We start from the raw sequence: 18,753 nt of genomic DNA, 5'->3' as shown, positions 1-18,753 counted from the left end.
GCCGATCCAATGGGGTAGGAGCGTCATGACGGAAACGCAGACGACGGTCGGGGTGGTCGCCGAGTCCGGGGCCGACGAGCGACGGGTCGCGCTGGTGCCCAAGGCGGTCGGCCCGCTGGTCAAGAGCGGCGTCGGGGTGGTCGTGGAATCCGGCGCCGGGGAGCGCGCGTTGCTTCCCGACGAGCTCTACACCGAGGCCGGAGCCAGCATCGGCGATGCCTGGGCCGCCGACATCGTCGTCAAGGTGGCACCCCCGACCGCGGAAGAGGTCACTCGACTCCATAAAGGCCAGACGCTGATCGGGTTCCTGGCGCCGCGCAACGCCGACAACCAGATCGACGCGCTGACCAAGGCCGGCGTGCAGGCCTTTGCGCTGGAGGCGATCCCGCGGATCTCCCGGGCCCAGGCGATGGACGCATTGTCGTCGCAAGCCAACGTGGCCGGCTACAAGGCTGTGCTGCTGGCGGCCTCCGAGTCGACCCGGTTCTTCCCGATGCTGACCACGGCGGCGGGCACGGTGAAGCCGGCCACGGTGTTGGTCCTCGGCGTCGGGGTGGCGGGCCTGCAGGCGCTGGCGACGGCCAAGCGGCTCGGGGCGCGCACCTCCGGCTACGACGTGCGCCCCGAGGTGGCCGACCAGGTGCGCTCGGTCGGCGCGCAATGGCTGGACGTGGGTATCGACGCGTCCGGTGAGGGCGGCTACGCCCGCGAGCTCACCGACGAGGAACGCGCGCAGCAGCAGAAGGCCTTGGAGGAGGCCATCACCGGGTTCGACGTGGTGATCACCACCGCGCTGGTGCCGGGCAAGCCGGCGCCGCGGCTGGTGACCGCTGCGGCGGTGCAAGGCATGAAACCCGGCAGCGTGGTTGTCGACCTCGCGGGGGAGGCAGGCGGGAACTGTGAGCTCACCGAGCCGGGCAAAACCGTCGTCAAACACGACGTCACGATCGCCGCGCCGCTGAACCTGCCGGCGACCATGCCCGAGCACGCCAGCGAGCTCTACAGCAAGAACATCACCGCGCTGCTGGAACTGCTGATCAAGGACGGCAAGCTGGCCCCGGATTTCGACGACGAAGTCGTAGCCGCCGCCTGTGTGACACGCAGAGAGGACAGCTAGATGTACGACGAACTTCTGGCCAACCTGGCGATCCTGGTGCTGTCCGGGTTCGTCGGCTTTGCCGTGATCTCCAAAGTGCCCAACACACTGCACACCCCGCTGATGTCGGGCACCAACGCCATCCACGGCATCGTGGTGCTCGGCGCGCTGCTGGTGCTCGGAACGATCGAACACCCGTCGCCCGCGTTGCAGATCATCCTGTTCGTTGCCTTGGTGTTCGGCACGCTGAACGTGATCGGCGGTTTCATCGTCACCGACCGGATGCTGGGCATGTTCAAGGGCAAGAAGCCCGCTCCGGTGAAATCCGAGGAGCCGGTGGCGAAATGAGCTACCTCGTCACGGTTCTCTACATCATCTCGTTCGCGCTGTTCATCTACGGGCTGATGGGCCTGACCGGGCCCAAGACCGCGGTGCGCGGCAACTTGATCGCCGCGCTCGGCATGGCGATCGCCGTGGCCGCCACGCTGATCCTGATCCGGCACACCCATCACTGGCCGCTGATCATCGCCGGCCTGGTGCTCGGCGTGGTGCTCGGCGTGCCGCCGGCGCGGCTGACCAAGATGACGGCGATGCCGCAACTGGTGGCGTTCTTCAACGGCGTCGGCGGTGGCACCGTCGCCTTGATCGCACTCTCGGAATTCATTGACACGACCGGCTTTTCGGCGTTCCCGCCGGATGAGTCACCGACCGCGCACGTCGTGGTGGCGTCGTTGTTCGGCGCCATCATCGGGTCGATTTCGTTCTGGGGCTCACTGGTCGCGTTCGGCAAGCTGCAGGAGATCATCTCCGGCAGGCCGATCGGTATCGGCAAGGCGCAACAGCCGCTGAACCTGCTGCTGCTGGCCGGCGCCATCGCCGCCGCGGTGGTCATCGGGCTCGGCGCCCAGCCGGGCAGCGGCGGGGTGTCGTTGTGGTGGATGATCGGGTTGCTGGCCGCCGCCGGCGTGCTGGGGCTGATGGTGGTGCTGCCCATCGGCGGTGCCGACATGCCCGTCGTCATCTCGATGCTGAACGCGATGACCGGTCTTTCGGCGGCGGCCGCGGGGTTGGCGCTGAACAACACCGCGATGATCGTCGCCGGCATGATCGTCGGCGCCTCGGGTTCGATCCTGACGAATTTGATGGCCAAGGCGATGAACCGCTCCATCCCAGCGATCGTGGCGGGCGGGTTCGGCGGCGGCGGGGTGGCGCCGGGCGGCGGCGACGGCGGCGACAAGCACGTCAAGTCCACCTCGGCGGCCGATGCCGCGATCCAGATGGCCTACGCCAACCAGGTGATCGTGGTGCCGGGTTACGGGCTGGCGGTCGCGCAGGCCCAGCATGCGGTCAAGGACATGGCCACGCTGCTGGAAAGCCGTGGCGTGCCGGTCAAATACGCGATCCACCCGGTCGCCGGCCGGATGCCCGGCCACATGAACGTGCTGCTGGCCGAGGCCGAGGTCGACTACGACGCGATGAAGGACATGGACGACATCAACGACGAGTTCGCTCGCACCGACGTCACGATCGTCATCGGCGCCAACGACGTCACCAACCCGGCCGCCCGCAACGAGGCGTCCAGCCCGATCTACGGCATGCCAATCCTCAACGTGGACAAGTCCAAGTCGGTGATCGTGCTCAAGCGGTCGATGAATTCGGGGTTCGCGGGCATCGACAACCCGCTGTTCTACGCCGAGGGCACCACGATGCTGTTCGGCGATGCCAAGAAGTCGGTGTCAGAAGTGACTGAGGAGCTCAAGGCCCTCTGACGAGCAGACGCAGAATCGCATGTTCGGGAACCGAATGGTGCGATTGTGCGTCTTGTGCTGTTAGACGGGTGGATAGTTTGGCGGCGGGTAGCCGGCGCCGTCGACGACGCCGCGGAAACCCCATGGCATGTACTTGAAGTAGAACTCAAGCTCGTCGGAAAAGTCGTAGCTCGGGTCAGGATCGGGATTCATCTGAGCACCTCTCGACTAGACGACTCGATTCGCCAGGCAAGTCTAGTCCCATCGCGCAACGGCGCGACAGTGGTTGCCTAGACTACTAACCAGTTGATTGATACCGGCACGTGGACCCGGCCGGCCGACAGGGAGTACACATGCCATCCGAGAACGGGCTCTCCCGCCGCGAAGAGTTGCTGGCCGTTGCCACCAAACTGTTTGCCGCACGCGGCTACCACGGTACCCGGATGGACGACGTCGCCGACGTCGTCGGGCTGAACAAGGCCACGGTCTACCACTACTACGCCAGCAAGTCGCTGATCCTCTACGACATCTACCAGCAGGCTGCCGAGCGCACGCTGGCGGCAGTGCACGACGACCCGTCGATCTCCGCGCGCGAGGCGCTGTATCAGTACACGGTGCGACTGCTCAACCAGATCGCGGCCAACCCCGAAGGCGCGGCGGTGTACTTCCAGGAGCAGCCCTACATCACCGAGTGGTTCACCGAGGAACAGGTCGCCGCCGTGCGCGAGAAGGAGATCCAGGTCTACGAGCACGTGCATGGCCTCATCGACCGCGGCATCGCCAGCGGCGAGTTCTACGAATGCGATTCGCATGTGCTGGCACTGGGCTATATCGGGATGACGCTGGGCGCCTACCGGTGGCTGCGGCCACACGGCCGTCGCACCGCGCAGGAGATCGCCGCCGAGTTCAGCACCGCGCTGCTGCGGGGCCTGATTCGCGACGAGACGATCCGTGCGGAGTCACCGCTCGGCGTCAAAACCGAAATCGAAACAGCCGGTCAGAGTTCCTGACGACCGGGATTGCGCCGAGTATCCGGTAGAGCGCGCGTTGCGGCCGCAACGGGATTTTCGTCGCGTCGATAATCGGTGATATCTCGCCGAGTTTCAGCCGCGGGTTCCACTCGCTGAATTCGCGGCCGTCGCGCGTGCCGGATTTGGTGATTCCCGACGTGATCACCTTGGACAGTCGGGGTCCCCACCACGCCCCGAGGTCTGCCAGCAGTTCACCGTGGTCGAACCGATCGAGCAGCCGCTGCAGTAGGTCACGTATCTCGGCCTCGGTCAGATACATCAGCAGCCCTTCGGCGACGATCAACGCGTTACGGCCCGCCGGCACCTGGCCGAGCCATTGCGGATCGGTCACCGAGGACCCGATCATCCGGTAGCCGTTGGTGTCGTCGTACAGCTGGCGACGCAAGTTGATCACTTGCGGGACGTCGACGTCGAACCACTGCTGTGCCGGCTGCAGCCGCTGGTACCGGGTGTCCAGCCCGCAGCCCAGATGTACGACCACGGCGTCCGGGTTCTGGTTTAAGAAGTCGGCCGCCCAATCGTCAAGTTGCTTGGCGCGCAACGCAACCAGGAACTGGTAGATCGACGGCTGGACCCTGCGGTGCACGCGGGCCCAGTCGTAGTCGATCCGCTCCACGGCCTCGGCGGCGGCCCGGTCGCCGAGAATGGGTTGCGCCAACCGGCTTTCGTAGGCGCGTAGGTACAGCGTGCACAGGTTCGTCCACTCCACCGAGCCCCAGCGCACGCCGGAGAAGTCCACCTTGCCCGTCACCGCTTCCTCCTCTTGTCCCGGTAGTCCGTCCACAACCGCGCCAACTCGTCGCGGTAGTCGTTGTTGCAGAACTCGCAGAAATCCCTGAAATCCTCGAGCCGCTCGCGTTGTTCGGCACGGTCCTCGCCGAGCAGCTGCAGGCCGAAGTCGGCGGCGTGCACCCCCGGCTTCATGAGGCTCAATTGCACGTTGAGGACGTGGGTGAAGCCGCCGGGAGTGATGCGGTAGAGGTGTCGACGAGACGCCGACGGAAGCCGCTCGATCATCCCGGCCGTCTGCAGTTGCCGAGCCACCGTGCTGACGGATGCCTTGCTCACCGACAGCGCCGTCGCCAATTCGGTCAACGATTGCTGCGGTGGATCGCAGATCATCAGCCAGCCGTAGACCCGGCCCATCGTCCGCGGCGCGCCCAGCCCCTCGAAGAACAAGCCGATGCGGTCGACGAACTCGGCCTCCTCGGGGCGCACTGCACTCCTTACGTTAAGTACAAACTGAATGTACTATACAGTACATTCAAGACCGCCACGCCGCTTGGCCGATGTGCCCGTCAACGTTGGTCTGTTACGCAGCTAGGTGAAGCGCGGTGAAGGAGGGCTTCCACGGTCGTCAACCCGAGGCCCGAGGCAGTTTCAGTAAGCGCACTTGTCGAGGTCGGACCGGCACCAACAAAGCGGCCCCCCGATCTACGCAGCATTGCTGCAGCACAAGGCTTTTAACGCGCCACAGGCTCCTCCGCCGCCCACGGAGTGCATCAGTTGGTGTTGACCGGTTCGACGGCGGCCGCTGTTCGGGCTTCGGCCTCGGCTATTCGCTCCGGCCGGATGTCGACAGGTCCTGAGTCGAACTGCTCGGTGATTCCCAGCTCGGCGAGACCGAGCTGCGTCAGCAGATGTGTTCCACCGGCCGCGACGACGAGTTTCATGTCATCGGAATGCCCCTCATCGAAGAGCATGGCGCCGATGAGGCAGATCACGGCCATCTTGAACGCGTTCAACGCGCGGTACCACTGGCGGTTCTGCACGGCGATCCCACTGACCGCTTCATAGTGAGCGATGAAGTCCTCGATGCTCGGCGCCGCGTCGTGGCTGGTGAGGCCGACGGGCTGCATCCACAGCAGTTCCATCCATCCGATGTCCGTCAGCGGGTCGCCGACAGTGGTCATCTCCCAGTCGAAGACTGCACTGACGTCATCGCCGACGAAAGCGAAGTTGCCTGGTTTCGCGTCGCCGTGCACCAGTGTCACGTGCGGGCACGGTGTGGGCTTGGTCGCCCGCAGCGCGCGCAGTAGCCGTTCCAGCGCCGGTAGCGTGCCGCGCTGCACACGGTGCATTTCGTCTGCCCAATGGTCAATCTCGCGGTCGAGATGGCTATGTCCGTCGTCGAGGTCGCGCAATCCGGTGGCTTCGAGGTCCACTGTGTGGATGGCGGCCAACTGTTCAGCCATGCTCTGACACATCCGTCGGATGCGGTCGGGCGTGGCGTCCGGCCCTTGCGGCGCCTCCATTTCGTAGACGCTTCCCGCTATGCGCTCCATGATCAGAAACGGCCGTCCGAGTATGTCGCCCGAGTCCTCGAGCCACAGTGCACGGGGCGCCCGCACCGATGACCCTTGCAGAGCTTTGAGGATCTTGAATTGGCGTGATAGGTCATAGGGTTCGAGCAAGGCCGGCGGCTTGGGACGCAGCCGCAACACCACGTCGCGGCGGCGCTCTTCACCACTTTGTTCAGTAACCAGCGTCAAGACCATCATTTCGGCCGAGTGACCGAACGTCACCCGGTCGAGGCCGTCGATACGCACGTCGTCGGCATCGGCCAGCTGCGTGCGCAGCCATGTCGTCAAGCGCTGCCCGACTTCGCCGTCGCCTGTCACGATCGGCCTTCTGCGTCGCGGTCGGCCGGCAGCCGGTCTACCGGTGTCTTGTCCTGCGTGAAGGACGACATGTCCATCGGCCGCCACGACGGGTATCTCGGATAAGCCTTGCCGCCCATGAGAATTTCAAAGATGCCCCAACCGATCCGACCGTCGAAGTCGAACCGCATGAGCTGGTCGACAGCCATCGCCTTGTCTTCTGTCTCGACCAGTTCATCTCTATCGTTTGCGTCCCACCGGTAATGGATGAAGTAGGCACCGTCACCGAGGTCCTCGTAGTTGCACTTCGCCATCGGCAAGCCGTAGTAGGCGTTGACGTGCTGGTGCGGTGTGTCGGCGGTGACCCGGTATGTCGTGCCGTCCTCGTCGGTGAAGATCAGCGTCGCGCGAGCTGGTCGCTTGCGGTCGCCGTCGAACTCGACGTCATGGTCGATCTTGACGAACCGCTTCGACAAAGTTCCGTCGTTGTGGGTGATGCCGCCGTCGACGTACGTGACCTCACCGTCGGAAGTTTCGAAGATCCAGGCTTCAATCGCCCGATTATCGAAACCGGCATCAAGCCACAGCCAGAAGTCGATCTGATCTGATACCCGCACGCCGAACGTGCGATCGCGCCCGCCATGGAATCCGTCGACCGAGATCCGCTCGCCTTCTATGTCTACCCAACCGGTCCACTTTCCCGGTTCCTTCATGTGGTACATGTCGGCGATGACCCGGCCGTCGTCACCGTGCACCTTCAGCGGCAACAGTTCCCACATCGGGGCGGTCGGTTCGTAGTAGAGCTCCCATGAGATGCCCGAGTTGTTGGGCTGCACTTCGAGTTTCCACTTCTTCAGCGGCTCGACGCACGTCCACGACATGGGACCCGCGCTCACGTCGACTCGATCGCTGCCTGACACCGGTCTGCCGGACATCAAGTCGTAGTGTCTACCGTCGGCCAAGCTGACTTTGACGTAGCCCAGCCCCGATTTTGTGTTGGGGTTGTTTCCGTAACCGGAGGCCAGCAGCAGGCTGCCGTCCGGTGAGGCGGCAAAGAAGTAGCAACGGTCAGACCAGGTCGCGTCCGGGTGGTGAACCTCGTCGAAGGGGCGCGGCAGTTGGTGGGTGAACGATTCGTCGGCTGCCGAGTAACCCATCGTCACAGTCCCATCTTCAGCCCGGCGCCGGCGTCGACGAACAGTTGCTGCCCTGTGACGTAACGTGATTCGGCCGATGCGAGATAGACGACGGCATGCGATATGTCTGCGGGGTCGACGTACGGTATGGGCATCGCTTGCAGGAATGGAAACGACAGTTCAGCGTCGGCGCGGCTCGGATTCTGCAAGTCTGGGCGGAACGTCTTATACATCGGTTCGTTGTGCAGCATGTCGGTGTCCACGTTCGTGGGATGCACGGCGTTCACGCGGATGCTCTGCGGACCGAGGGTGAGAGCCAACGCCTTGGTGTACTCCTTGACCATCTTCTTGGCTAGCCCGTATCCCGCCCCGCCCGGTCCTTGGAGGTTGCCACCGTTGAGTCCGGTGGTCGGAAGCAGTCCGGCGATCGAACCCGTGACGATCACCGACCCGCCGGCTTTGAGGTGCGGCAGGGCGACGTGAACGGTGTTCACGACGCCGACGAAGTCGACGTCGAACGCGTCGATGAAGCCCTGCGCCGGAATGTGGTTGCCCAGCGGGCAGATCGCCGCGTTGGCCACCACCACGTCGAGCCCGCCCAGCTCGGCGACCGCCTCGTCGAGCACCGTTTTCAGGTGCGCGCGGTCGCGCACGTCGACCTGTGCGGTGATCACCCGACGACCCGATTTCTCGACCAGCTCACGCGTCTCATCGAGGTCGGCGGCGCTGCCTAGCGGGTACTCGTTGGAGTCGATGTCGGCGCAGATGTCGAGTGCGATGATGTCGGCGCCTTCGTCAGCGAGATGTACTGCGTGGCTGCGGCCTTGCCCGCGTGCGGCGCCGGTGATGACGGCGACCTTGCCGTTGACACGATTCATGGGAAGCCTTTCTTGCCGATTGGTCTAGGTATTGACGACGCCGCGCAGCGCTTCTTCACCGAACATCGGGCCGACCATCGACGAGTAGTCCGGGCCGCGACGCAGCATCTGGCCGCCGTCGACGTTGATGAGTTGGCCTGTGATCCAGCTGGATTCATCGCTGAGCAAAAACAGCGCTAAATGGGCGATGTCCTCAACCTCACCGACGCGGGGCAGCGGGGTGTTGATTCGGTAGTCCTCGCTCAGCGGTGCGAGCTCGAGGACGGGCGCCACCAATTCGGTTCGTGTGAGTCCGGGTCTGATGCCGTTGACGCGCACCCAGGATGGTCCCAGCTCGTCGGCGGCGAGCTGGAGAAGATTGTCCAGCGCGGCCTTGCTCGGCCCGTAGGCCCCGAACCAGCGGTGGGTGTTACTTGCGGCGATGGAGGAGATGCCGACGAACGATCCGCCGCCGGCGCGCACCATCTCCCGGCCGGCGTGCTTGAGCAGGTACATGGTCCCGTTGACGTTGAGGTCGACGGTGCGCCGCCATCCATCGGAGTCGATCTGGGTGATCGGTCCAAGGGTTTCGGTGCCGCCCGCGCAGTGCACGACCCCGTGCAGCCTGCCGTTCCACTGGGCCGCAATGCCGACCACTTCGGCGACGTCTTCCTCCACCGTCACGTCGGCGGGCACTGCCCGCACGCGGCCGGGCGCGGCACTCGAAAGTTGCCCGGTAGCCGCTGAGAGTCGGTCGGCGTTGCGGCCGGCGATCGCGACGAAGGCGCCTGCTCGGACCAGCGCGGCGGCCACACCTTTGCCGATGCCGCTGCCACCGCCGGTGACGAGGTACGTGCGCGCACGCAGTGACGGGGTCATGACAGCTCCCCAGCTTTGGGCTTGGACGGGGTGAAGGACACCGGCATCTTCTCCAGGCCGCTGACGAAGTTGGCCGCCCGCAGCGGCAGCGCGGCATCAGTGGCCAGCGTCAGCCCGGGCAGCCGCTCGAGCACCTTTCGGGTCATCAGTGAAATTTCCAGTCGTGCAAGTTGATTGCCCATGCAGAAGTGCGTGCCGAAGCCGAAAGCCAAGTGGTTGTTGGGGTAACGCCGAATATCGAACGTTTCAGGGCTGTCGAATTGGTCCTCGTCGAAGTTGGCCGACTCGAACAGCAACATCACTTTCTCCCCTTGGCGCAGCGCCGTGCCGTGATACGGCACATCCGCGGTCAGCTGTCTGCACATGTTTTTCACCGGTGACGTCCACCGCAGCATCTCTTCGACCGCGTTGCCCATCAGCGCATCGGGGTCCGCGCTGAGCGCGGTCAGTTGCTCGGGTTCGCGTAGCAGTTGCGCGGTACCCCCGGTCAATGTGTGCCGGGTGGTCTCGTCTCCGCCGACGAGGATCAGCAACGCGTCCTGGATGATCTCCGCATCGGTCAACCGTTCCCCGTCGATCACCGCGTGAGTCATCACGCTGATCAGATCGTCGGTCGGCTCGGCGCGTCGCGCGTCGATCAGGCGTTGTGTGTACTCGGTGAACGCCAGATATGCCTCGATGGTGACTTGGTGATCGGCCTCTGACATCTTCGAGCTCAGGCTCGTGACCAGATCGTCGGACCATTTGAGAAACATCTCGCGTTCCTCGGGGCGCACCCCCAGGAGGTCACCGATTACCGCCATCGGCAGCGGCGCCGCCAGATCCCACACGAAGTCGCATTCGCCGCGTTCGCAGACCGCGTCGATCAGTGAATCGCACAGCGATTCAATCGAATCCGCCAGGTTTTGTACCCGCTTGCGGGAGAAGCCGGTGTTGACCAGTTTGCGCCGGCGCAGATGCCCGGGATCATCCATGTCGATCATCATCGGCACCGGAGGGACATAGTCCGGTCGGATGCCCCCTGCACTCGAGAACAGGTCCGGCCGCCGCTCAGCCTCGATCAGAGCCTTATACGTCGCGATCCCGACAAGCCCGTTGCGGTCCCGGAAAACCGGCTCGTTCGTCCGCATCCAGCGGTACGCCGCGCGGGAATCACCGGCGTAGAAGCCACCATCCGCAATGTCGACATCTGGTCGGCTGTCGACAGTGAGGTCAGCTGTCATGTCGTAGACCTGCCAAAGCGCCTCTCCGCTCGCACGTTTCGGACTTCCTCCTGTGCTCTGCCGCGCCATGGCACATCCCATGGATCAACGCACAGCGTGACACTTTCAGTCGAATTTGTAAAGGTGGGTCTTCTGGCGTGGCCTAGGTAATGCACTGCGGGCAGCACTCAAGACTTCGCCCTGCACCACAGCGGTTCGGGTGCATGCTCTGCGATGCGCGGCAGCTTTCGCCTCAGACCCGGCGCATCCCGTAACCGGCCAGGGCGCCGAAGATGACGGCGCTGCCCACGGCGATGCTCCGGCGCGCACCTTTGACCGTCGGCTCGCGGAGGTTTACGGCTGCCTCGGCTGCCGACAATCCGACGATGACGGCCAGAACTCGGCGCCTGCCGACGAAGCTCACGCTGTTCAGCAGCATCGCGCCCAGTGCCGCCTCGCGAATTGCCCACATTCGGGTCAGAAACTCGCGTTCCGGCACACACGCGTCCGGTCCCGAAGATGTGAATCTCGCCGGCATCAGCGCGGCGAAGACACCGGTGGCCGCCATGGCAGCGCCGAGACCGACCTGTACCCCTGGCAACGGTCCAGCATGCATGGGCTAGAGAGTAGCCTCCACGTTACATTTCTGACAAGATATGTAATGCCGGTTCCAGGCTATTGAGGTTGGGGTCGCCGTCGCCCTCGCGTGAGCACTATCCGCTAACTCGTCTGGTTGGCCTTCAGATGCTTGTCGAGGAACGCGATCTGGTCGGCGACGACGCACTCGAAGGCGTCGTCGACGTAGATCGCGAAATGGCCCTCGGGATAGACCTTGACCTCACCTTTGGGCGCCTTGGCGGCGTAGCGCAGCGTGGGGCCGGCCGGTGCCACCGAGTCGGTTTCGCAGACGCAGAACAAGATTGGACACGGGATCTTGGCGGTGAGCCGGCCGGGGCGATAGGCCAGGATCTTCACCCCGATGCGGGCCGCGACCTCGTTGGGCGGCTGTGCCCCGTCGGGCATCAGCCGCAGATAACCGGCATACGCGTCGGGGGCGTTCATCAGCGCCACCTCGCCCGGCTTGCCCGCCGTCGCGACCATCACCGGGTCGTTGCCGAGCCGTGCCGCTATGAGGTCGCGGATCGCCAGCGCGCTGATGCGTGCGGTGACGAGCGGGCTGAGTGTCCGGGCCGAGGCGATCCCGTCGGTGAACGGACATTGCGCGACGACGGCCGCGATGCCGGGCAGCTGCGCCGCGGTGGCGATGACATGTCCGCCGCCAAACGACGTGCCCCACAGGCCGATTCGGCTTTGGTCGACTCCCGGCAGGGTGCGGCCGTAGGCGACGGCGGCGGTCCAGTCCTGCAATTGCATACCCACGTCGAGCAGCTGCCTCGGCTGGCCCTCACTGTCGCCGAAGTTGCGGTAGTCGAACACCAGGCACGCGTACCCAGCGGCGCTGAACCGTTCGGCATAGGCGTCCAGCCGCATGGCGCGCACCGCGCCCAGCCCGTGGGCCATCACCAGCAACGGCGCATCGCCGGTGCTGTCCGGCCGGTAGAGCCACGCGCTGATCCGGTCGTGGCCGGAGTTGAACAAAACGTCCTCCCGTTGCACCATGTGCCGCATCATTCCGTACGGTGAGGTGACACGAAAGACCGACGGTAAAGGACGCGGGTGAAGTCGACATTGCTCTCGCCCCGAGACCTGGACTTCTTGCTCTTCGAGTGGTTGCGGGTCGAGGACCTGACCAAGCGGGAACGCTTCGCCGAGCACTCTCGGGAGACGTTTAGCGGCGTGCTCGAGCTGTGCGAACAGCTGGCGACCCGATATTTCGCCCCGCACAACAAGAAGAGCGACGCGCACGAGCCCAGCTTCGACGGCACGACGCTCACGATCATTCCCGAGGTGAAGGAGGCGCTGGACGCGTTCGCGGCCGCCGATCTGCTCGGCATGGCCATGGACGCCGAACTCGGCGGAGCGCAACTTCCGGCGACGGTCGCGCAAGCCGGGTTCGCCTGGCTGGCGGCGGCCAACGTCAGCACCGCCGGCTACGTCATGCTGACGATGGCCAACGCGAACCTGATCGCGAAATTCGGTACCGCCGAACAGGTCTCGACCTTCGTCAAGCCGATGCTGGCCGGCCGGTTCTTCGGCACCATGTGCCTGTCCGAAACCCAGGCGGGATCGTCGCTGGCCGACATCGCCACCCGCGCCGAACCTCACGACGACGGCAGCTACCGGCTGTTCGGCTCGAAGATGTGGATATCCGGCGGCGAACACGAACTGACCGACAACATCGTGCATCTGGTGCTGGCCAAGATTCCAGGCGGACCACCGGGCACCAAAGGCATCTCGCTGTTCATCGTGCCCAAGTTTCTCGTCGGGCCCGACGGGTCGCTCGGCGAGCGCAACGACGTCGTGCTGGCCGGGCTCAACCACAAGATGGGCTATCGCGGAATCACCAACACCGTCCTGAACTTCGGTGAAGGGGCCTTCCGGCCCGGCGGGCAAGCCGGGGCCGTCGGCTACCTGGTCGGCGAACCCCACCGCGGCATCACCTACATGTTCACGATGATGAACGAGGCCCGCCTCGGAGTGGGTATGGGCGCTATCGCGCTGGGCTACACCGGCTACCTCAAGTCGCTGCAATACGCCCGCGAACGACCGCAAGGCCGGCCGGTGATGTCGAAAGACCCGGCAACGCCGCAGATTCCGATCATCGAGCACGCGGATGTCAAACGGATGCTGCTGGCCCAGAAGTCCTACGTGGAAGGCGCGCTGGCGCTGGGGCTGTATTGCGCCAGGCTGGTCGACATCCAGCACAGCGCCGAGTCTGCCGACGAGCGCGACAACGCCACGCTGCTGCTAGATATCCTGACTCCGGTCGCCAAAAGCTGGCCGTCGCAATGGTGTCTGGCGGCCAACGACTTGGCGATTCAGGTGCACGGCGGCTATGGCTACACCCGTGAGTACGACGTCGAGCAGCACTACCGCGACAACCGGCTCAACCCGATCCACGAGGGCACCCACGGCATCCAGAGCCTGGACCTGTTGGGCCGCAAGGTCACTCAACGCAACGGCGCAAGCCTGCTGGCCCTGGGCGACGCCATCAAGCACAGCATCGCCGCCGCCGAGGCGGCCGGCGGCGACCTGGCCGGATTCGCCGCCGAGCTGGACGCGGTGAGCCGACGGTTGACGGCAGTGACCACGGCCATGTTCTCGTCGGGCGACATCGAGGCGGCGATGGCCAACAGCGCGATCTACCTCGAGGCGTTCGGCCACCTCGTCATCGCCTGGATGTGGCTGGAGCAACTGCTGGCCGCCGACGGCAAGACCGGCGACTTCTACGACGGCAAACGCCAAGCGGCCCGCTACTTCTTCCGCTACGAATTGCCCAGGACCGCACCGCAACTCGACCTGCTGGAGAGCCTGGACCGCACCACGCTGGAGATGCAGCCGCAGTGGTTCTAGCGAGCCTGGCGAGCGTGGTGGGTGCCCGCCACGTCAGCGCCGATGCCGACGTGCTGGCCGGCCGCAGCGTCGACCACACCGGCCGCTACCGGGGACGGGCCAGTGCGCTGGTGCGGCCGGGATCGGCCGACGAGGTCGCCGAGGTGCTGCGGGTCTGCCGCGACGCCGGAGCGCACGTCACGATCCAGGGCGGCCGCACCTCGCTGGTGGCCGGGACCGTGCCCGAGCACGACGACGTGCTGCTGTCCACCGAAAGGCTCAGTGCCATCGGCGATGTCGACACCGCCGAACGCCGCATCGAAGTTGGCGCCGGCGCGACACTGGCCGCTGTGCAGCGCGCCGCGGCCTCCGCCGGCCTGGTGTTCGGTGTCGACCTCGCCGCGCGCGACACCGCGACAGTTGGCGGCATGGCGTCCACCAATGCCGGCGGACTGCGCACGGTTCGCTACGGCAACATGGGCGAGCAGGTCGTTGGTCTGGACGTCGCGCTGCCGGACGGCTCGGTGCTGCGCCGGCACAGCCGGGTGCGGGCCGACAACACCGGCTACGACCTACCGTCGCTGTTCGTCGGCGCCGAAGGCACGCTGGGCGTCATCACCGGGCTGGATCTGCGGCTGCACCCCAGCCCGACGCATCGCGTGACTGCGGTGTGCGGGTTTTCCGACCTGGCCGCACTGGTCGACGCCGGGCGGCTGTTCCGCGACCTCGACGGCATCGCCGCGCTGGAGCTGATCGACAGGCGTGCCACGGCCGCGGCACCGGTCGACGGTGACTGGCTGCTGTTGGTGGAGCTCGCATCCGACCACGACCAGACCGACCGATTGGCCGACGCGCTTGCGGGCGTGGCGATGTGCGGCGAGCCGGCCGTCGGCGTCGACCCGGCCGCGCAGCAGCGACTCTGGCGGGTGCGGGAATCGGTGGCAGAGCTGTTGGGCGTGTACGGACCGCCGCTGAAATTCGATGTTTCCCTTCCGCTTTCATCGGTCGACGGGTTCGCCGCGGGGGCCGTGGCGTTAATCGGTCGCCATGCGCCCGACGCGGTTCCGGTGCTGTTCGGGCATATCGGCGAGGGCAATCTGCATCTCAATGTGCTGCGCTGTACATCCGACGCAGAAGCCGCGGTGTACGCGGCGATGATGGAGCTGATCGCGGGCTGCGGCGGCAATGTCAGCTCCGAGCACGGCGTCGGCAGCCGAAAACGCGGCTACGTCGGCATGTCACGCGAACCGGCCGACATCGCGGCGATGCGGCGGATCAAAGCCGCTTTCGACCCGACCGGTTACCTCAACGCCGCGGTGCTGTTCAGTCCCGACGACTGATGCCCACCGCATGCCGCAGCTGGGCGAGGAATTGGTCGGCGTCGTCGCTGCGCACGATGTAGTGCGAGATCGCCACCCGGATCGCCGTCGCCGCCTTCACCGCGCCGCCGGGGCCGGGCATCAGACGCTCCAGCCCACCCCGCATGACCGGCATGATCCGCGACAACTCGGCGATGACGTGCTCGGGCTCGATATCGACCATCCGCACGCCGGTATAGGAGTGCTGGTACTCGACCATGAAGCGTAGCGCGGCGTCCAGCTTGTCGACGCCCTTCAGGCCGGCCGTCGCCTGGGCCAGGCCCCTGTCGAACACCTGCCGTTCGTAGCGCGAAAATGCCGACAGCAGTTCCTCTTTGGAGGGAAACCAGCGATACAGCGTCGGGCGGGAGACGCCGGCCTGGGTCGCGACGTCGGACAAGCTGAGCTTGCGCTTGCCGTTGCGGCCGAGCACCTCGGCGGTGGCGGCAAGGATACGCTGCTGCGTCGAGGTGTCTTCCGCGAACGTCGTCTCCACATCTAACCTTTACAAAATATCGTCGAAATGTCACGCTGTCTTGGTGCCACCCTCAACGGCCGTCGACCCCCAGATTTTAGCCGCGACAAGCAGGTCATGACCGAGTTTCGCGCCGTAGTGGTCACCGAGGCCGCGTCGTCGGTTGCGCTGGCTACCGCTGCCCGACTGGCCCGCCGCGGCGATCTCGTGCTGATGGGCGCCCGCCGCGTCGACATCTGTGAGCGGCTGGCCACCCGGCTGCGGGCGTCGGGTGCGGCGGCGTTCGCGGCCCACCTGGATCTTGCCGACACGTCCTCGATCGACCGGTTCGTCGAGTCCGCCCGATATCTGCTCGGCGAGGTCGACGTGGTGGTCACCGGCGCAGGCGCCGCAGACGGCTCCTGGGTCGGCGCGCAACACCTTGCGGCACAACTGGTTCCACCGATGATCGACGCGGGACACGGCGACGTGATCCTGATCAGCCCGGAGCTCTTCGGGCCGCCACCACGCGGGTCGCGGCGAGAGCTGGACACCTGGATGTCGGCGTTAGACGCCGAATTCATCGGCACCGGCGTGCGGGCGTCACTCATCCGATCGGCACCGGGCAATAGCCGTGCGGTGCCGGACGACGTCGGACGCCTCGTCGCCGCCATGGTGGACGCCTGCGGCCGAATGCACTTGCGGCACGTCGAGATCGTTCCACCGATGGCTGCGCCGACATTGAGCAGGGAGCGAGACGTCCGGTAGCGCTCACCCCGGACGTCGGCGCACGAGCACCGACTGCTGGATGCCCCCGAGTGGGCCCTGTTCGTCGAAGAGCGTGCCGATCGTGGTGCCGATTCCGTCGGGGCCGTAGCTGGTTTCGGCGCGGATACCGATCCACTGCCCGGCGGGAACCCGGTGCACATGCACCACGAGGTCGGTGTTGAGGAACGTCCACTTGGTGATGTCGAGTTTGGAGCCGATGCCGTTGGCGTCGTCGGCCACCGCGAAAAGCCGCTCGAGCGGTGTCATGGTCTCACCTTTGACGAGGTCGACGGTGGGGCTGATCCACGATTCGCCGGGGCCGTCGCCCCGCGGTTCGGTCAGCCACCGCCAATCCAGGCTGTGCACATAGTTGCGGTCCCAATCCTTCGCGAGGTCACGGCTTTTGGCCTCGCGCAGCGAGCGCAGCGGCGGTGCTCCGGCGCGGACCAGCTTTCGGGTGTCGAGGTGCTGCAGCCTCCAGCCGCTGGCGCGGGCCACGGGCCGCGGCTGCCCGTCCGGTCCGGGGCCGAGCATCTCGGCGCTGACCAACTCGATCTGCTTGCCGGAGCGGTCGAGTTGCGCGCGCACCCAGATGTCGCCCTCGGCCGGTACCGGACCCAACAGGTCAACCACCACCCGGCTCAGCCGGGTGTCGTCGCGCGGTGCGCAGCGCTCGAGGGCCCGCACCAACAGCGCCGACACCGGTGCGGCGTGCTGGATGGCCGCCGACCACGTGCTCCGCACCAGGTCGGTCGCCCTGAACTTTTCGCCGAGCTGGTCGTCGGCGTCCAGCAACTCGTAGTACGAATCGGTCATGTTGTGCCTTTCATGGCAGGCCGGCGCCGGGGACGTCGACGGTCACGGTGTCGAGTTGGCAGAGCCGGGTTCCCTTGAGGCGCTCGGGGTAGGCGTCGGCGCTCGAAACCAGGAACAGCGTGCGGCGTTCCGGGCCGCCGAGCGTACAGGCGATCGCAGCCCGCTCGCCGATGTCGATGCGGTGGGTTACTTTGCCGCCTAGCGTGATTCGCTCGAACTGGTGCGCCAGCGTCATCGCCGTCCACACGCCGCCCTGTGCGTCGAGCGCGATGCCGTCCGGCGGGCCGTCGAGTCCGTCCGCGAAAACGCGGCGGTCACCCAGGTTTCCGTGTGAGTCGATGGTGTACGAGGTGAGTCGCCGGCCGATCGACTCGGCGACGATCAACGTCGTGCGGTCGGGCGTGATCACCATCCCGTTGGGGAAATCGAGGTCTTTGGCTACGACGGTGACCGAGTCGTCGGGATCGAGGCGCACGATGACGCCGCCCTCGAACGCTTGGGATCCGATATAGGCGCGCCCGGCGTCGTCGACGACCATGTCCCCGAGGTTGGCGGGCACCGCGTCGCCGAGATCTGCGACGGGAGTGACGGTTTCGCCGTCGTAGCGCAACACCTGTCGGTCTTCGGCGGAGACGATCAGCAGCGATCCGTCCGGGCGGAAGCCGAGCCCGGACGGTGTGTGACCCGGCAAGGGCAAGGTGGTGACCGCGCCGCCCAGGGTGACGGTGTGCACGGCCTCGTCGAGCATGTCGGAGAACCAGAGCAGTCCCTCGAACCACCGCGGGCCTTCCCCGAAGCAGAACCCTTTGGCCAGGGGCGCCGGCGTCATGCGAGTTCTCGCGCGACGGCCGCGTGGTAGGCGTCGATGTTGGCGGGGTTGACGATTCGGAAAAACGCGTCGGGCAGCGGGGCGTCTTTGTAGGCCTCGATCGTCATCGTGCGCCGGAACAGCGTGATGCCCTGCCCAGGGTCAGTGAAGTGATACTCGATCGTCATGCGGCCCTCGAGGCCGCCGTTGCCGTCTCGGCCGTGGCCCAGACGGCCGACCGAATTGAACACGAACAGCCTGGGCCGCATGGCAATGGCGAGATGCCAGGTGAACAGCTTGTCGCCGGCCGGGCCCGCCTCCACCCAGGTGTCGCCGATCTTCAGCGGAACCTGGGGCAGCTCGCCGATGTGCGCACTGCCGGGATAGGTCTTGGTCCAGTTGGCCGGGTTGGTGACGAAGTCGTACACCGCCTCGGCGGGGTGGCTGAATGCCGTCTCGGAACTGGTGGTGACGATGCCCAATCTCATCCCTCTCTTCTCGCCGCCGCTAGCTTTACATATATGTCCGAAAGTGTCACGCTGTAGGC

The 18,753-nt window shown here is 65.7% G+C and carries 21 protein-coding genes; 7 read left to right on the top strand and 14 right to left on the bottom strand.

All coding sequences use genetic code 11. The features are described from left to right. Positions 1–25: 25 nt before the first annotated feature. Genes G6N47_RS07030 through G6N47_RS07020 form a run of 3 tightly spaced genes read left to right on the top strand, consistent with a single transcriptional unit; the run spans position 26 to position 2,865 of the window. Positions 26–1,117 carry a Re/Si-specific NAD(P)(+) transhydrogenase subunit alpha gene (locus tag G6N47_RS07030; RefSeq protein WP_083133237.1) on the top strand — a complete coding sequence of 364 codons (1,092 nt, stop codon included), beginning with the start codon at positions 26–28 and terminating at the stop codon, positions 1,115–1,117. Further along, positions 1,118–1,444 carry an NAD(P) transhydrogenase subunit alpha gene (locus tag G6N47_RS07025; protein ID WP_083133236.1) on the top strand — a complete coding sequence of 109 codons (327 nt, stop codon included), beginning with the start codon at positions 1,118–1,120 and terminating at the stop codon, positions 1,442–1,444. Further along, positions 1,441–2,865, top strand: a complete 1,425-nt coding sequence (locus G6N47_RS07020) for an NAD(P)(+) transhydrogenase (Re/Si-specific) subunit beta (protein ID WP_083133235.1) — start codon at positions 1,441–1,443, stop codon at positions 2,863–2,865. The genes G6N47_RS07025 and G6N47_RS07020 overlap by 4 nt, the downstream gene beginning before the upstream one ends. A 60-nt stretch (positions 2,866–2,925) precedes the next feature. On the opposite strand, the gene G6N47_RS29570 is transcribed toward G6N47_RS07020, so the two are convergent. Then, positions 2,926–3,057 (bottom strand): hypothetical protein, encoded by a 132-nt coding sequence (locus G6N47_RS29570; RefSeq protein WP_232080141.1) that lies wholly within the window; start codon positions 3,055–3,057, stop codon positions 2,926–2,928. Positions 3,058–3,197: 140 nt separating this feature from the next. On the opposite strand from G6N47_RS29570, the gene G6N47_RS07015 reads away from it, so the two are divergent. Then, positions 3,198–3,854 (top strand): TetR/AcrR family transcriptional regulator, encoded by a 657-nt coding sequence (locus G6N47_RS07015; RefSeq protein ID WP_083133234.1) that lies wholly within the window; start codon positions 3,198–3,200, stop codon positions 3,852–3,854. On the opposite strand, the gene G6N47_RS07010 is transcribed toward G6N47_RS07015, so the two are convergent. From G6N47_RS07010 to G6N47_RS06970, 9 genes are all read right to left on the bottom strand, one after another. Continuing rightward, positions 3,817–4,626 carry a class I SAM-dependent methyltransferase gene (locus G6N47_RS07010; RefSeq protein ID WP_372517548.1) on the bottom strand — a complete coding sequence of 270 codons (810 nt, stop codon included), beginning with the start codon at positions 4,624–4,626 and terminating at the stop codon, positions 3,817–3,819. The genes G6N47_RS07015 and G6N47_RS07010 overlap by 38 nt on opposite strands. After that, entirely contained in the window at positions 4,623–5,093 is a 471-nt protein-coding gene (locus G6N47_RS07005) for a GbsR/MarR family transcriptional regulator (protein ID WP_083133232.1), read from the bottom strand. The genes G6N47_RS07010 and G6N47_RS07005 overlap by 4 nt, the downstream gene beginning before the upstream one ends. A 284-nt stretch (positions 5,094–5,377) precedes the next feature. Next, positions 5,378–6,496, bottom strand: a complete 1,119-nt coding sequence (locus G6N47_RS07000; protein ID WP_083133231.1) for a phosphotransferase family protein — start codon at positions 6,494–6,496, stop codon at positions 5,378–5,380. Further along, positions 6,493–7,632, bottom strand: coding sequence for a DUF7064 domain-containing protein (locus G6N47_RS06995; RefSeq protein ID WP_083133230.1), 1,140 nt, complete (start codon positions 7,630–7,632; stop codon positions 6,493–6,495). Before G6N47_RS06995 ends, G6N47_RS07000 begins: the two co-directional genes overlap by 4 nt. Before the next feature lie 2 nt (positions 7,633–7,634). Beyond that, on the bottom strand, positions 7,635–8,489 hold the full coding sequence (locus G6N47_RS06990) for a mycofactocin-coupled SDR family oxidoreductase (RefSeq protein ID WP_083133229.1): 855 nt from the start codon (positions 8,487–8,489) through the stop codon (positions 7,635–7,637). Between the two features lie 24 nt (positions 8,490–8,513). Further along, on the bottom strand, positions 8,514–9,347 hold the full coding sequence (locus G6N47_RS06985; RefSeq protein WP_083133228.1) for an SDR family oxidoreductase: 834 nt from the start codon (positions 9,345–9,347) through the stop codon (positions 8,514–8,516). After that, on the bottom strand, positions 9,344–10,570 hold the full coding sequence (locus G6N47_RS06980) for a cytochrome P450 (protein ID WP_083133227.1): 1,227 nt from the start codon (positions 10,568–10,570) through the stop codon (positions 9,344–9,346). Before G6N47_RS06980 ends, G6N47_RS06985 begins: the two co-directional genes overlap by 4 nt. Positions 10,571–10,802: 232 nt before the next feature. Further along, the gene (locus G6N47_RS06975) at positions 10,803–11,165 is read right to left on the bottom strand and encodes a hypothetical protein (RefSeq protein WP_139799626.1); all 363 of its coding nucleotides are present in this window, start codon (positions 11,163–11,165) and stop codon (positions 10,803–10,805) included. A 104-nt stretch (positions 11,166–11,269) separates the two neighbouring features. Continuing rightward, a complete protein-coding gene (locus G6N47_RS06970; protein ID WP_083133256.1) occupies positions 11,270–12,169 on the bottom strand; it encodes an alpha/beta hydrolase in 900 nt (299 codons plus the stop codon). A gap of 57 nt (positions 12,170–12,226) precedes the next feature. On the opposite strand from G6N47_RS06970, the gene G6N47_RS06965 reads away from it, so the two are divergent. Continuing rightward, complete coding sequence (locus G6N47_RS06965) at positions 12,227–14,023, top strand: acyl-CoA dehydrogenase (RefSeq protein WP_083133225.1); 1,797 nt, start codon at positions 12,227–12,229, stop codon at positions 14,021–14,023. Next, positions 14,014–15,342, top strand: coding sequence for an FAD-binding oxidoreductase (locus G6N47_RS06960; protein ID WP_083133224.1), 1,329 nt, complete (start codon positions 14,014–14,016; stop codon positions 15,340–15,342). Before G6N47_RS06965 ends, G6N47_RS06960 begins: the two co-directional genes overlap by 10 nt. Here G6N47_RS06960 and G6N47_RS06955 read toward each other — a convergent pair. Then, positions 15,326–15,856 (bottom strand): TetR/AcrR family transcriptional regulator, encoded by a 531-nt coding sequence (locus G6N47_RS06955; protein ID WP_083133223.1) that lies wholly within the window; start codon positions 15,854–15,856, stop codon positions 15,326–15,328. The genes G6N47_RS06960 and G6N47_RS06955 overlap by 17 nt on opposite strands. 96 nt (positions 15,857–15,952) lie before the next feature. Here G6N47_RS06955 and G6N47_RS06950 point away from each other — a divergent pair, with 96 nt between their 5' ends. Beyond that, positions 15,953–16,582, top strand: a complete 630-nt coding sequence (locus tag G6N47_RS06950; RefSeq protein WP_163659573.1) for an SDR family NAD(P)-dependent oxidoreductase — start codon at positions 15,953–15,955, stop codon at positions 16,580–16,582. A 3-nt stretch (positions 16,583–16,585) separates the two neighbouring features. Here G6N47_RS06950 and G6N47_RS06945 read toward each other — a convergent pair whose 3' ends face one another. Genes G6N47_RS06945 through G6N47_RS06935 form a run of 3 tightly spaced genes read right to left on the bottom strand, consistent with a single transcriptional unit; the run spans position 16,586 to position 18,688 of the window. After that, the gene (locus G6N47_RS06945; protein ID WP_083133221.1) at positions 16,586–17,398 is read right to left on the bottom strand and encodes a thioesterase family protein; all 813 of its coding nucleotides are present in this window, start codon (positions 17,396–17,398) and stop codon (positions 16,586–16,588) included. 10 nt (positions 17,399–17,408) lie between these two features. Continuing rightward, complete coding sequence (locus tag G6N47_RS06940) at positions 17,409–18,227, bottom strand: SMP-30/gluconolactonase/LRE family protein (RefSeq protein WP_083133220.1); 819 nt, start codon at positions 18,225–18,227, stop codon at positions 17,409–17,411. Then, on the bottom strand, positions 18,224–18,688 hold the full coding sequence (locus G6N47_RS06935; RefSeq protein WP_083133255.1) for an SRPBCC family protein: 465 nt from the start codon (positions 18,686–18,688) through the stop codon (positions 18,224–18,226). Before G6N47_RS06935 ends, G6N47_RS06940 begins: the two co-directional genes overlap by 4 nt. Positions 18,689–18,753 lie beyond the last annotated feature (65 nt).

The organism is Mycobacterium branderi, assembly GCF_010728725.1.
Lineage (GTDB): Bacteria > Actinomycetota > Actinomycetes > Mycobacteriales > Mycobacteriaceae > Mycobacterium > Mycobacterium branderi.
This window is presented reverse-complemented; position numbering and strand designations above follow the sequence as displayed.